The following is a 13,687-nucleotide window of genomic DNA, read 5'->3' as shown; positions in this document are numbered from 1 at the left end:
CCTGATCTCGCCCGCGGCCAGGTCCCCGGCCACGCGCAGCGCGTCGGCAGCGTCGGCGTTGCGACGCAGCGGATCGCGCATCGTCGCGTAGACGCGGTGGCCGCGGGAGGCGAGTACCAGCGCCGCCTCGAAGCCGATGCCGCTGCTGGTTCCGGTGAGCAGAATGACCCGTTCGGGGGATGTCATGCGATACGCAGTCCTGGATGATCGTGGATTCGCTTCTGCCGACGGCCCAGGCCCTAATAGGGCTCGCGGCCGGCGCGGCCGGCAAGGTCTATCCGCGCAGTCGGTCCAACGGGTAGACGGTCCCGCGCCACTCCACACCGCCGGTGACCAGCGCCCGCACCGTGGCGGCCGCGATGGCGTAGCCGATGATGGCCGCTCCCAGCGGGTACAACGCCGCCGTCCACGCGCGCAAGCCGAAGCGGCGTGCCGAAGCGGTGAACGCGGCTACCGCCAGCGCGGCGGCGAGACCGAAGAGGACGCGGTCGAGCCCCGACAGGAGGACCACCGCGACGAACGGCCACACGTGAAACGCGAACAGGCTCGCCACGACGAGCGCCACCAACCAGGGACGATAGTCGACCGCCGCGAAGGCGTTCTTCCTGAGGCCACGTATGAGCTCGGGGACGCTCCCGTACCACTCGACCTCCGCGAGGCTGTCCCCGTAGGCGGCGCCCGACGAGAAGCCCGCCTCCTTGAGGATGCGCCCCAGCCGCAGGTCGTCATCCGGCCGCAGGGCGATCCGCTGGTGGCCACCGACGGAACGATACGCCTCGGTTCGCACCAGGTTGAACGCCCCCACGCCGACGTGCGCCCGGCTGCCGGGGTCGCCGGCCAGCCACGGACGGAAACGAAGCGCGAACAGCACCGTGAAGACGCCCACCGCTGCGCTCAGCACAGCTCCGGGAGAGCGCATGCGCGGGAACAGCGCCAGGTGGTCGAGTGCGCCCCGAAGCGCGTGGTCGAGCGCGGTTGCTACCGCGTCCGGGTGCAGGCGCACGTCGGCGTCGGCGAAAACCAGGAAATCGGCGCGCGCGGCTCGAGCGCCCACGTGCAGCGCGTGGTTCTTGCCCAACCAGGCCGCCGACAACTCGCGCACGTGCACGACCTCCAGGCGCCCATCCGTGGCCGCCAGGCGATCCAGTATGGCGCCGGTTCGGTCCGTGGATCGATCGTCCACCGCGACTATCCGCAGGCCAGCGTGACGCTGGGCGAGTAGCGTCCGCATGGCGGCCTCGACGTGGGCCTCCTCGTTGCGCGCCGCCACGACCACGGCGGCGGTGACCGCGGGCGCCGAGCCCCGCGGGCGCAGACGCGGAATGCGCCTCAGGCCGGCCGCGAGCATGGCGGTCGCCGCCAGCCAGCCGGCCGCCGTCAGCAGCCCGAGCGCGGTCACGCCGGAGCCGTGAGCTCCCGGGCGAGATCCGCCACCCGGGCAGCCGCCACCCGGTGTCCACCCTCGAACGGCCAGGTCCGGGCGGGCACGCCCGCTTCGTGAAGGGAGGCCGCGGCGGCGTCGGCGGCGGCGCGCGTCACGTGCGCGTCGTCGGTTCCGTACGCCAGGATCACGTCCACGTGCGCGAGTCTGGTGGCCGCGGCGTCGAGGTCCAGGTCGTGCGCCGGCAAGCCCGCCCACAGGATCAGGCGGTCGATCTCCGTGCGCCCGTATGCGGCCCAGCGGCTCGCGGTGGCCGCGCCCTGCGAAAAGCCGAACGCCGTGAGGCGCCCGGGTCCGGTGTCGTCCGCGCCCACCAGCTCCGCGAGCGCGTCGAGGTACTCGACGTAGTCGTCGATCTCGCTCTCGCGATCCTCGCGCGTCATCCAGGTCGCGCCCACGCGCGCCTCAGCGCCGTGCGGGCCGCCGTCGTCGTCGACGTAGAACCGCGACAGGCCCTCGGGGACGATGATCCTTCGAGACGCACTCGCGACGTCTACGAAGGAGCGCGCGAAGTTGCGCGCGAGCTGACGGTACCCGTGGCAAGCGATCCACAGCTCGGCGGCCCCGGGCGCGTCGGCGCCCACGACAGCGAAGCGGGCCGTGCGGGCGACGCGGATGTGCTCTTCCCGGACGCTCGCCGCCGCGCCGGGACCGGGCGCCGGCGAGCTCATTGGGTCACGCGGACCAGGTGGTATCTCTTCTTGCCGTGACGCAGCACCAGGAAGCGCCCATCCAGCGCGTCCGCCGCCCTCAGGCGACGATCCGCCTCCTCGACGCGGCGGTTGTTCAGGTATATCGCTCCCTGCTGCAGCGCCCGCCGCGCCTCTCCCCGCGACTTCAGCACGCCGGCGTCCGCCAGCGCCTCCACCATGCCCAGCCCTTCCCCGGCCAGCCTGTCCGAAGCCACGGCGCTGGACGGGACGTCGGCGAAGATGTCCTCGATGTCCGCCCCGGCCAGCCCGTCGAGGGATCCTCCGAACAGCACTTCGGTGGCGCGCCTGGCCCGCTCCAGCCCCTGGGGTCCGTGCACGCGCAGGGTCACGTCCTCGGCGAGCGCGCGCTGGGCGGCCCTCTCCTGCGGGCGCTCGGTCACCCCCCGGTCCAGCTCGGCGATCTCTGCGTGGTCCTTGAGCGTGAAGAAGCGCAGGTACGTCGGCGCGTCGGCGTCCTCGGTGTTCAGCCAGAACTGGTAGAAGCGGTAGGGCGAGGTCCGCACGGCGTCGAGCCACACCGCGCCCGCTTCGGTCTTGCCGAATTTGACGCCGCTCGTCGCGGTCACCAGCGGCGCCACGATCCCGTGCGCGGACTCGCCCCTCGCCCTCCGCACGAGGTCTATCCCCGCGGTGATGTTGCCCCACTGGTCGCTGCCGCCCATCTGGAGCGTGCAGCCCTCCTGGTCGTGGAGCACCAGATAGTCGTAGGCTTGCAAGAGCATGTAGCTGAATTCGGCGTAGCTGATGCCGGCCTCGTCGCGTTCCAGCCGACGCCGTACCGACTCCTTGCGGATCATGGCGTTCACCGAAAAGTGTTTGCCGACATCGCGCAGGAAGTCGACCAGCCGCACCTCGTCCAGCCATTCGAGGTTGTTGCGCACGCGGGCCGCCGTGGGCCCCGGAGAGAAATCGAGGAAGCGCTCGAGCTGTCCTCGGATGCCGGCGGCGTTCGCCTCGGCTTCCTCCCGGTCGAGCAGGAGACGCTCGTCCTCCTTGCCGCTGGGATCGCCGATCAACCCGGTGCCGCCGCCCACGAGCGCGACGGGGATGTGGCCGGCCCGCTGCAGGTGCACCAGGAGCATGACCGGCACGAGCGACCCAATATGAAGGGTCGGGGCGGACGGATCGAAGCCAATGTATCCGGATACGGGCCGGCCCTGCTCGGCTCGTTCGCCGAGGTGCTCCGCCGTACCCTCGGTCGCGTCGTAGAGGAGACCGCGCCAGGTGAGTTCGTCGATGAGGTCCATGGCACGCGAAGATAGTTTAGGGCGAGGGCACGGCAACGTCGGCGCCTACCGCATCGGGACCCAGGGGTGGAGCTACCCGGCCTGGGTCGGGCCGTTTTATCCGCCCGAGCGACAGGGAGAGGACCTGCTGTCGGTCTACGCGGAGGCCTTCGACAGCGTCGAGGTGAACTCGACCTTCTACGCCACTCCGGACGGTGCCAGGGTAGCCTCCTGGAAGGAACGCACGCCCGCCGGCTTCCGGTTCGCGGTCAAGCTTCCGGGGGAGATCACGCACGAGCGGCGGCTGCGCGACTGTGGCCCCACGCTACGTACGTTTCTACTCCGCGTCGAGCTTCTGGAGGAGAAGCTGGGCCCCATCCTGGTCCAGTTGCCGCCGGACTTCACGGTGCATTCCCGCGCCGCCCTCGAGCGTTTCATCCCGACGCTGCCGGCGGATTTCAGCTTCGCCGTGGAGTTCAGGTCTGCGGGCTGGTTCGCGCCCGACGTCCTGCGCTTCCTGGAGGACTACGGGATCGACAGGACGATCAGCGTGGGGCCCTGGCGGGACACGGCGACCGCGCTCGAGCTTCTGCCCACGGCGGGTACCGCGTTGACGTACGTCCGCTGGATGGGAGAGGTCCGGCACCGCTACGGGATGCGCCGCGTCGAGGCACGCCGAGACGCCGAGCTGGATGCCTGGGCGGACGCGCTCCGGGACGCCGTCTCGGCGGGGCGAGTGGTGTGGGCGTTCTTCAACAACGACTGGCAAGGCCACTCGCCCGCCAGCGCCCGGGCGCTGCAACGCAGGCTCGGGATGTCGCCGGTCGATCCCGCGGCCCTGGCGATGCAGCGCGATCTTTTCTAGGCGTCGCCCCGGCCGCCCTGCGTCAACACCACGTCGGCTCGCCTGACGATGGAAGACTCGCGCGCAAGCCGAGCGGCGAGGGCGCCCAGGCGGTCCCCCGTGATCGGATGGCTGTCATCTCCCGCGACGTCCGCGACGGGCACCGCGATGTGGGGTCGAACGGCGAGCTCCGGTTCGGGAATCCACAGACCGGCCTCGGCGTCCTCCAGCACGAGTCCGGGCACGAACACGATGTCGATGTCGATGGTACGGGGGGCGTTCGGGTCCGGAAGCCGGACCCGCCCAAGCCCGTTCTCGATGGGCCGCAGCACGTCGGCGCGGAGGCGGTGGAGGGTCAGGTCCGTGCTGATCCGCACCGCGGCGTTCAGGAACCGCGGCGTACCCGGGGCGCCGATGGGATCGGTCTCGTAGACCCGCGAGAGGGCGTCGACGCGGGTCTCGGCCCTCAGCCGGTCCACGGCGAGGGGCAGGTTCCGCTCGGGGTCGATGTTCGACCCGAGCAGGAGCACGACCGTGCGCGGGGGACTCATCGCTCTGGCTGCTCCGCTAGTGTGCCGGCGCGGAAGTCCCGTGTGCACCGAGGCGCGTGATGCGCCCGCGGGGCAAGGCGAAACGACGCGCCGTAGCCGCGCTACGGCAAGGAGTTCCAACGCCGCATCCGCGGGATGCAGCGCGGGCCGAATGCCTACGGGACTTCTGCAACGGTACGCTAGAGGCGCGGGGTCAGGCGAAGTCCGCCGCGGTCCGCTCCACCTCGATGCCGGCCGAACGCGCGAAGCGCACCGCGCCCGGCTTCTCCACGCGGATCACCGCGCGCTCCGCCCCGTGGTCCAGCACCGCGATGCGTGCGATCTCGTGGGCGAGCGCCTCGACCAGGTGGTGACCCGAGCTCTCCGCGTAGGCCATGACGGCCTTCGTCAACGTCCGATAATCGAGCGCGTCCGCGATGGCCTCGGACGCGGCCGCGGCGCGCGCATCCACGAACAGCTCCATGGATATGAGGATGTCCTGGTGTTTTTTCCTCTCCCAGTCGTTCAGGCCGATGATACCCCGTACCAGGAGGTCCTTGATGAGAATCCGGTCGGTCGCCGCCACGGTGTCCAGCTCCTCGTACGGGTTCAGGGCGTGCCCACGAGCCCTTTTGCCGGGCTCGGCGCGCCAGGGGCGTCCGGCTCAGCGGCCGGAGAGCAGGTGCTCGCCGCCATCGACCGCCAGCGCCTCGCCGGTGATGTAGTCGCTGGCAGCGAGAAACACGACCGCGCTACCGATATCGGCCGGATCGCCGGTGCGCCCCAGAGGCAGGCGATCGCCCCGGTGACGCCATTCTTCGCTATCCGGACTCTCTCCGGGTGGCGGCAGGATCGGCCCGGGGAGCACCGCGTTGACCCGAATCCGGGGCCCGAGCTCCTTGGCCGCGGCCTTGGTCAGGTGAACGAGGCCGGCCTTGCTCACCGAGTGATGCGCGAAGCCGCGCCAGGGCACCAGCCCGCTGAGGTCGGCGATGTTGACGATCGCCCCGGGCTGGGCCCGGGCTCTCAGGAGCGGTGCCGCGCGGCGGATGCACAGGAAGGGCGCGCGCAGGTTGACGGCCAGCACGCGGTCCCAGGCTTCCGCCTGGATGTCCTCGATGGGCGCGCTCTCGAAGGAGGCGGCGCTGTTCACCAGCACGTCGAGTCCCCCGCGCGCGCCCTCGATCGTATCGAACAATTCGTCGATGTCCGCCGGCACCGAGAGGTCCGCAGCGATCAGGTCCGCGTCCCGCCCGAGCGCGCGAACGCTCTGCGCGGTCTCCCGCGCCAGGTCCGCCGAGCTCCGGTAGTGGACGAGGATGTCCGCGCCGGCCTCCGCCAACGCCAAAGCGATGGCGCGTCCCAGCCGGTGCCCGGCCCCCGTGACCAGGGCGAGCCGTCCGTCGAGACTCACGCGCCCTCCCCCACTATCCTGGCCGCCGTGCGCGGACGCTCGTCCACGGTCAGTTGGAAGACGTCCGGGCGGGCGTAGTGGCCCGTCGGGTCGAAGTCGAAGCGCGCGCGCGGGATCGCCCCCAGGTCCAGATCGGCCTGGAGGATTCCCTCCACGCCGTAGAGCGGACCAGCGAGTTCTTCGCCCAGCGGACCCACGATGGCGCTTCCGCCCCGGTTCAGAACCGGCTCCGCCCCCTCGATATCCTCCCGCCCTACGAGGTCGGGCGGGTACATCGAGGCCTCGAGGTACTGGTTGCAGCCCAGCACGAAACACCGTCCTTCACAGGCGATGTGACGCAGCGTAGCCTGCCACGTGTCCCGGCAGTCGGCGGTGGGCGCGACCCACACGTCGATCCCCTTGGCGTACATGGCCGCGCGCGCCAGCGGCATGTAGTTCTCCCAGCAGATCAGCCCGCCGACCCGGACGCCGTCCACCTGGATCACGGGAAGCGTGCTGCCGTCTCCCTCGCCCCAGATCAGACGTTCGGCGGCGGTCGGCTTGAGCTTGCGATGCTTGGCCAGCAGGCGTCCGTCGGGGCCGAAATAGAGCAGGGTGCAGAAAAGGGTCCCGCCGCTGTGGGTGCTATCGCGTTCGACCACCCCGATCGCCACGTAGACCCCCGCCGCGCGGGCGGCGTCGCCGATCGCCTCCGTGTGCTCCGATGGAACCGCAATTGCGTTGGCCCAGTAGCGCTCGAAGGTTCGCCTGCCGTCCTCGGTGCGGCCGCCTACGCGCGTGCCGAAGCGCAGTCCCCAGGGGTAGGCCGGCACGAACGCCTCCGGGAACAGGACGAACCGGGCGCCGCGCTCGGCCGCGCCGGCGATCCGGCGGGCGACCTTGTTCAGCGTCGCGTCGCGCTGAAACACTTCGGGTGCCGCCTGTACGACGGCGACGGGTAGCGATTCCATGGACAACCGACGGCTCGTGGACGATCACGGGGGGCCAAGTTTGGCGCGCGCCGCGCCCAGGCGCCAGACGGGAGCAGATTCGGGAGGAGCATGGCTGATTCGGGACCAGACAGGAAGAGCATCGTGTGGCTCGTGCTGTCCGCGCTCGGTCTGCTCGTGGCGGGACTCTTCGCGCCTTGGTTCAGAAGCCGCGAGCGCGCCGAGTTGGACGACGACGCCCGCGAGCGCGCTCCCGGCGACTTCGTTGCGCTACCCGATGGCTGGACGCACTACGAAGAGCTGGGTCCCCCCGATGGGCAACCGGTGGTGCTCATCCATGGCTTTTCGGTGCCCGCCTATGTCTGGGACGCTACCGTTCCGGCGCTGGCGGAAGCCGGGCTCCGTGTAATCCGCTATGACGTCTACGGCCGAGGCTACTCGGATCGGCCGCGGCGAAGCTACGACCGCAACCTGTTCGAGCGTCAGCTCGTGGGGCTCCTCGAGGCGCTCGGTGTCGAGCGACCGGCGGACCTGGTGGGGCTGTCGATGGGGGGCGCCATCGCTGCCGCGGTAACGGACCGGTACCCGCACCTGGTTCGTCGCCTGGTGCTGATCGATCCGTACGCACAGCGCTCGCCGATCGGCCCGCTGGCCATTCGCGGAGTGGGCGAGCTTCTGGCGACGACGCACTTCGTACCCCGGCTCGTGCGCCGGCAGCACCGGGACGTGCGCGACACTCCCTGGTACCCACGCTGGGTGGAAGCCTACCGCGAACAGGTCGGGTACCGGGGCTTCCGCCGGGCGTTGCTCGGGACCGCCCGCGACTTCATCGACCGCGACCCGCGTCCGCTGTTCGAGGCCGCGGCCGCGCGCGGCAAGCCGACGCTGCTGATCTGGGGCGAACACGACCCCACCGTCCCGCTCGCAGCCAGCGTATGGCTGCGCGAGCTGTTGGAGCCGGAGTTCCTGCTCGTGCGCGGCGCCGGGCACGTACCCCACGCGCAGCGTCCCGACGTGGTCAACCCCGTCGTCGTCCGCTTTCTGGCCGATGCCCCGGCCGGAACCCGCTAGCCTCGCCTCCGCTACAACGCTGGTGGACTGTAACGGATGCTAGGCACTCATCTGCTACGGTACACTGGTACGGGCGCGACCGGAGCCAGCCGCAGGCGCCCGACCCCAGACCGGAGCGTCCCCATGCTGCGACTTCCCAGCCGGATCCGGGCCGGACGTGAGATTCCGACTTCCTCACTCGCGGACATCGCTTTCCTGCTGCTGATCTTCTTCCTGGTCACCACGGTCTTCGACGAGGAGCGCGGATTGTCGATGGTTTTCCCGCCGCCGGACTCCCCGATCGACGTGCCCGCCGAAAACGTGCTGCACGTGATCGTGCGCACCGACGGCCTGGTCGATCTGCGACCGGGTACCAGCTCCTTCGCGCGGGTCGTACGCGCGCGCGATATTCCCGACTTATGGCGGGAAGCGCACGCGCAGAACCCGCTCCTCATCGCCGCCGTGCAGACCCATCCGGAGGCGCCCTACGCCCGCATGATCGATGTTCTGGACGCTCTGCAGGGCGCGGGCGCGGAGCGCGTCTCGCTGCGACAGCTGGAGCCCTGAAGGAGGCTTGCCTCGGATGAGAAAGGCCCCTCCCGGCGTCCCGGAAGGGGCTTTTTCATCGGTGGATCGCCGTGCAGGCGAGCAACACCACGTCGTCATCGGAGCACGCCAGCTGCACGCTCTCCCCGCGCACTCCTAAGGCTCGCGGCGCCTGGCGGCGTCGGGCCCGAGCGGAGACGACCCCGCTCACGGATTAATCTAGTGTACCGTTGCAGAAGTCCCGTAGGCATTCGGCCCGCGCTGCATCACGCGCCTCGGTGCACACGGGACTTCCGCGCCGGCACACTGGATGATCGACAGAGTAAACCACCGGGACGACGGGATAGTTCCCGCCGCCCCGGCGACAATCGCGAGAGGGACGGACCCCGTTACAGCCCCTGCTCGCGCTCCACCTGTTCCCGGAACTCCTCTGTCGCGAACATCGCGATCTCGACGCGCCTGTTGAGCTGACGCCCATCGGCGGTGTCGTTGCTCGCCACCGGCTCCGATTCGCCGAGTGCGACGACGCGGACGCGGGACGGCGAGACGCCGCGCGACATGAGATAGTCGGCGGTCGACTGAGCGCGCTCGCGCGACAGGTTCATGTTGTAGTCGTCCGCGCCCGTGGCGTCCGTGTGCCCGACGATCATGAGCTCACGCCCCTCGTACTTCTCGAAGCTGGCGCCCAGATCGGCGAGATCCGCACGCGAGGCAGAGCGCAGGTTCGAGGAGTCGAAGTCGAACAACAGCCCCGACGGGAAGCTGATCAGGATGCCCTCGCCGACGCGCTCCACGTCGGCGCCCTCGAGATCCGCTGCGAGCTCCTCCGCCTGCTGATCCATCTGGCGCCCGATGACCGCTCCGGTCACGCCACCGACGGCGGCGCCGATGATCGCGCCGCGCGCCGTCGACCCGGTCGCCTTGCCGATCGCGCCGCCCACGACGGCACCACCGGCGGCGCCGATGATCGCGCCCTCCTCCGTGTTACTCAGGCTGGCGCACGCGGACAGCGTGAGCGGAATCAGCAGGGCCACGGCAGGTGCCGATCTTCGAATCTTGAACATGGCGGACACTCCCTCCCTCGTTGTGGTTCTATCACTACCACCCGTTCTCGTCCCCCTGGTTGGGCTTGCGTGCAAGGCCGGTGCCATGAACCCCCGAACGGCACTTTGCCGCACGGTACGGGGACAAAGCGTCCGCTGCCCGCGGCGCCTTCGCGGTCACCGCTGCGCATCCGTGTCGCCCCGTCAGGTCGCTCGTGCGTCCCCTGGCGTGGACAGCGCGCCGGACGACCGCAACGGCCGCGCCCGCCCGCGTGTCCAGACGGAGGACGGGGGCGGCGCTGGTGAGCGCCTCCGACGCCGCTTGGCGAGCCCGCTCCAGAGCGGGCCCGACGTTTGCACGGCGGTATTCGCACGGCGATAGATGGACCATGATGCACGCAGCGTTCGTCCCAAGGAGAGAGACCATGATCTCGGCACCCCTTCGTGGTGCGTTCCCGTCGGCGCGCGACCCGCGCCTGGCCATCCTGCCGCTGCTGGCGGCGCTCTCATCGGCCTGCGCCGGGTCCCCCGCCACGGTGTCGCCGCAGCCGGCGGCGGAGACGGACCCTCTCTCGGCCTGGCCGCCACCACGCCCCATCGCCCGCGAACTCACGCCGTCGGCCGTGTACCGGGGCGCTGAGGAGGCGGGCACCCGGTCCGCGTCGGGAGCGCCCGGGGCCGCGTACTGGCAGCAGTGGACGGATCACTCCATCGACGTACGGGTCGATCCCGACTCGAAGCGGCTGGAGGCCTCCCTGCGCATGGACTACCACAACCGCTCGCCGGACACGCTGGGCGTGGTCGTGCTCGAGCTCACGCAGAACGCACACGCGAGCGGCGCGCGTCGGCTGGAAACGATGGAAGTGACCGGAGGCGTGTCCCTGGGACGCGTCTCGGTCGACGGCGCCGAGCTGACCGCCGGGGCGCTGGGTGAAGGGCCCGCCTACCAGGTCGACGGCTCGGTCATGGGCATCCGGCTGCCGGTCCCGTTGGCGCCCGGCGCCAGCGCCCGGATCGACATCGACTACGGCTTCACGATTCCGCAGGCGGGGGTTAGCGGGCGCATGGGCTGGAGTCGCGACGACTTCCTCTTTCTGGCGTACTGGTACCCCCGCATGGCGGTCTACGACGACATCGCCGGCTGGGCCACCGATCAGTACCTGGGGGCCGAGTTCTACCAGGGATACGGCAACTTCGAGTATTCCGTCACGCTGCCCCAGGGATGGGTGGTGGTCGGTACGGGCGAGTTGCAGAACCCGGAGGCGGTGCTCGCGCCGCACGTGCGCGAGCGCCTGCTGAGCGCCCAAACGAGCGACGAAGTGGTGAACGTGGTGACGCCGGCCGACCACGGATCGGCCACGCTCACCTCCGCGGACGGCTGGCTCACCTGGAGCTTTCGCGCCGACTCCGTCCGAGACATCGCGTTCAGCGCCACGCGCGCGTCCAACTGGGACGCCGCCCGATCCTCGGTGGGAGACCGGGACGGCGACGGCGCGGAGGACTGGGCGCGGGTGGACGCGATCTGGCGCGAGGCGGCGCCGCGCTGGGCCAACGTGTGGCGCTACGCGCAGCACGCCGTGGCCTTCCACTCGCGGTTCACGGGGCAGCCGTATCCGTGGTCGCACATGTCGGTCGTGGAGGGCGCGGGCATCATCGGCGGCGGCATGGAGTTTCCCATGATGACCCTCATCGGCGACTACAACCAGGCGGGCGACAGCGCTCTCTACTACGTCACGTCCCACGAAATCGCGCACATGTGGGTGCCGATGCTGCTGGCCAACGACGAGCGGCGCTTTTCGTGGATCGACGAGGGCATGACCAGCTTCCTGGAGAACCAGTCCCGCAAGGAGTTCTACCCGGGCGTCGACCACGACCAGCCCGACCGCGATTCCTACATCGACGGCGCCCGAGCGGGGGCCGAGGGGTCCATGATGACGCGGTCCGACTACCACGTGCCGGGGCCGGGCTTCGTGATCGCTTCGTACCGCAAGCCGGCGACCCTCCTGGCTCTGCTTCGCGGCGTGCTCGGCGACGAACGGTTCGAGGCCGCATACAGGGAATTCCACGCGCGCTGGCGATTCAAACACCCCTATCCGTGGGACTTCTTCCGCACGATGGAGGACGTGACGGGACGCGACCTGAGCTGGTTCTGGGGTAGCTTCTACGATGAGACCTGGACGGTGGACCACTCCGTGGACGGCATGAGCGTGTTCGAGGACGGCTCGGCGAGGATCACCATTCGCGACCTCGGTGACGCGCCGCTGCCGGTGCCCGTTTCGGTCACGCGCGCGGACGGCTCCACCGTGGAGTTGATGGTCCCCGTGGAGCGCTGGCTGCTCGGACACCGCACCGCCACCCTGCTACTGGAGCCCGGCGCGCCGCCCACGCGGGTAGAGGCGTCGCCCTCCATGGCGTGGCCCGATGTCGACCGGTCCAACAACGTGCTGGAGCCCCCCACGACCTGAACGGCGGTCCGCTACATGGTCGCTCCCGCGATCGCGAACGCGGCGGCGGCCACCCCGCCCGCGATCAGCGCGTAGGGCAGTTGCGTGCGCACGTGATCCACGTGGTCGGTCGCGGACGCCATCGAGCTGATGATGGTCGTGTCGCTGATGGGGGAGGAGTGATCGCCGAAGATTCCGCCCGATAGCGACGCGGCCACGAAGGGCGCGACCGGCAGGCCGAGCGTGACCGCCGTGGGCACGGCGATCGGCATCATGATGGCGAACGTGCCCCAGCTTGTGCCCGTAGAGAACGCCGTGAAGCCGGCGACCACGAAGATGAGCGGCAGCAGCGCCGCGGGGGCGAGCCGCCCGGTCACCACCTGCGCGACGTAGGCGCCCGTGCCGAGAGCCTCCGCCACGTCCGCCAGCGAGAGCGCGAGAAGCAGCACGACCGCCATGGGAATCAGCCCGCCGGCGCCCTTGATGGCGATCTGCGTGAGACGGTCGATGCGCATCGCGCGCTGCCCCAGCAGAAGCGCCCAGGAGACCGCCAGCCCGAACAGCACCGCCCACAGGACGCTCGTCGAGCCGGACCCCGCGCGCACGTCACCGCCTCCGGTCACGTAGAGCCCCACCGGCATCATCGCCACCATCGCCAGGATCGGCAGGATCATGTTGCGCGCCCTGGGTTCGATGCCCGCGTCCGGCTCCGGCGAGATGACGTCCGGATCCACCATCGGCGAGGCTCCCTCGGAAAGCACCCTGCCTTCGCGAGAGCGCTCCTCCGCCCGCCGCATGGGCCCGATGTTCCAACCGGTGGACACCACGATACCGGTCAGCACGATGGCGCCGATGGCGTAGAAGTTGTACGGCATCGAGCGCCCGAACGTGACCAGCGGGTTGGCGACCCCGAGCCCGCCCAGCAGCCCAAGCACGTACGCTCCCCAGGCGTTCAGCGGGATCATGATGCACACGGCCGCGGAGGTGGAATCGATTATGTAGGCGAGCTTCTCGCGCGACACCCGGAAGCGGTCGAACAGCGGGCGCCCGATGGCGCCGGCCACCAGGACCGTAATGTTGGACTCGATGAAGATCAGGATGCCGAGGATGTAGGGCAGCAGTTGCGCCCGCCGGGCGTTGGTCACCAGCGACCGGCGTTCGATCTCGTTCACGAACCCGCGCACGCCGCCGGCGCTCTCCACGGTCGCGATCAACGACCCGATGACCAGCGTGAACAGGATCGCGCGGGCGCTCCCCGCGTCCGCCAACACGGCGACCGTCATGTCGACCGCCCGCGCCAGCCCCGCGAACGGGTGCCAACCCTCCAGGATCGCCCCCCCCAGCCAGATGCCGGCCGCGAGCGACAAATACACCTGACGACTCGCTATCGCGAGCGCGATCGCGAGCAGCGGCGGCAGCAGCGAAATCCAGCCCAGATCTGTCATCGGGGTCGCCGTTCGGGGGGCGCGGTCAGGGTGAGTCGGAGCCGGGAGGCTACCGGGCTCCA

14 protein-coding genes are annotated in these 13,687 nt (G+C 70.3%); 4 read left to right on the top strand and 10 right to left on the bottom strand.

What is annotated here, in order from left to right:
• The 4 genes from ABFS34_08395 to tyrS all read right to left on the bottom strand — a co-directional run.
• On the bottom strand, window positions 1–186 hold a 186-nt coding region (locus ABFS34_08395; protein MEN8375453.1), incomplete at its 3' end, for an SDR family NAD(P)-dependent oxidoreductase.
• An 88-nt stretch (window positions 187–274) separates the two neighbouring features.
• Window positions 275–1,399 (bottom strand): glycosyltransferase, encoded by a 1,125-nt coding sequence (locus ABFS34_08390; GenBank protein ID MEN8375452.1) that lies wholly within the window; start codon window positions 1,397–1,399, stop codon window positions 275–277.
• On the bottom strand, window positions 1,396–2,112 hold the full coding sequence (locus ABFS34_08385; GenBank protein MEN8375451.1) for an esterase: 717 nt from the start codon (window positions 2,110–2,112) through the stop codon (window positions 1,396–1,398). The genes ABFS34_08390 and ABFS34_08385 overlap by 4 nt, the downstream gene beginning before the upstream one ends.
• A complete protein-coding gene (gene tyrS / locus ABFS34_08380) occupies window positions 2,109–3,401 on the bottom strand; it encodes a tyrosine--tRNA ligase (GenBank protein ID MEN8375450.1) in 1,293 nt (430 codons plus the stop codon). The genes ABFS34_08385 and tyrS overlap by 4 nt, the downstream gene beginning before the upstream one ends.
• Between tyrS and ABFS34_08375 the strand changes: the two genes are divergently transcribed.
• Complete coding sequence (locus ABFS34_08375; protein MEN8375449.1) at window positions 3,400–4,245, top strand: DUF72 domain-containing protein; 846 nt, start codon at window positions 3,400–3,402, stop codon at window positions 4,243–4,245. The genes tyrS and ABFS34_08375 overlap by 2 nt on opposite strands.
• Here the strand turns inward: ABFS34_08375 and folK are convergent.
• The 4 genes from folK to ABFS34_08355 form a co-directional block, all read right to left on the bottom strand.
• Window positions 4,242–4,775, bottom strand: coding sequence for a 2-amino-4-hydroxy-6-hydroxymethyldihydropteridine diphosphokinase (gene folK / locus ABFS34_08370; GenBank protein MEN8375448.1), 534 nt, complete (start codon window positions 4,773–4,775; stop codon window positions 4,242–4,244). The two genes, ABFS34_08375 and folK, sit on opposite strands and share 4 nt — an antisense overlap.
• Before the next feature lie 193 nt (window positions 4,776–4,968).
• Entirely contained in the window at window positions 4,969–5,340 is a 372-nt protein-coding gene (locus tag ABFS34_08365; GenBank protein MEN8375447.1) for a dihydroneopterin aldolase, read from the bottom strand.
• Window positions 5,341–5,418: 78 nt separating this feature from the next.
• Window positions 5,419–6,168, bottom strand: coding sequence for an SDR family NAD(P)-dependent oxidoreductase (locus ABFS34_08360; protein MEN8375446.1), 750 nt, complete (start codon window positions 6,166–6,168; stop codon window positions 5,419–5,421).
• Window positions 6,165–7,118: a carbon-nitrogen hydrolase family protein gene (locus ABFS34_08355; GenBank protein ID MEN8375445.1), complete on the bottom strand. Its 954-nt coding sequence runs from the start codon at window positions 7,116–7,118 to the stop codon at window positions 6,165–6,167. The genes ABFS34_08360 and ABFS34_08355 overlap by 4 nt, the downstream gene beginning before the upstream one ends.
• Before the next feature lie 90 nt (window positions 7,119–7,208).
• Here ABFS34_08355 and ABFS34_08350 point away from each other — a divergent pair, with 90 nt between their 5' ends.
• Together ABFS34_08350 and ABFS34_08345 are read left to right on the top strand one after the other, a co-directional pair.
• Window positions 7,209–8,168: an alpha/beta hydrolase gene (locus tag ABFS34_08350; protein ID MEN8375444.1), complete on the top strand. Its 960-nt coding sequence runs from the start codon at window positions 7,209–7,211 to the stop codon at window positions 8,166–8,168.
• 123 nt (window positions 8,169–8,291) lie between these two features.
• Complete coding sequence (locus ABFS34_08345; protein MEN8375443.1) at window positions 8,292–8,714, top strand: biopolymer transporter ExbD; 423 nt, start codon at window positions 8,292–8,294, stop codon at window positions 8,712–8,714.
• A gap of 368 nt (window positions 8,715–9,082) precedes the next feature.
• Here the strand turns inward: ABFS34_08345 and ABFS34_08340 are convergent, their stop codons facing one another.
• On the bottom strand, window positions 9,083–9,757 hold the full coding sequence (locus ABFS34_08340) for an OmpA family protein (GenBank protein MEN8375442.1): 675 nt from the start codon (window positions 9,755–9,757) through the stop codon (window positions 9,083–9,085).
• A gap of 404 nt (window positions 9,758–10,161) precedes the next feature.
• Between ABFS34_08340 and ABFS34_08335 the strand changes: the two genes are divergently transcribed.
• Window positions 10,162–12,201: a M1 family metallopeptidase gene (locus ABFS34_08335; GenBank protein ID MEN8375441.1), complete on the top strand. Its 2,040-nt coding sequence runs from the start codon at window positions 10,162–10,164 to the stop codon at window positions 12,199–12,201.
• 11 nt (window positions 12,202–12,212) lie between these two features.
• On the opposite strand, the gene ABFS34_08330 is transcribed toward ABFS34_08335, so the two are convergent.
• Window positions 12,213–13,625, bottom strand: coding sequence for a Na+/H+ antiporter NhaC family protein (locus tag ABFS34_08330; GenBank protein ID MEN8375440.1), 1,413 nt, complete (start codon window positions 13,623–13,625; stop codon window positions 12,213–12,215).
• Window positions 13,626–13,687: the final 62 nt, after the last annotated feature.

The sequence above is a fragment of the Gemmatimonadota bacterium genome (genome assembly GCA_039715185.1).
In the GTDB taxonomy this organism is placed as follows: domain Bacteria; phylum Gemmatimonadota; class Gemmatimonadetes; order Longimicrobiales; family RSA9; genus DATHRK01.
This window is presented reverse-complemented; position numbering and strand designations above follow the sequence as displayed.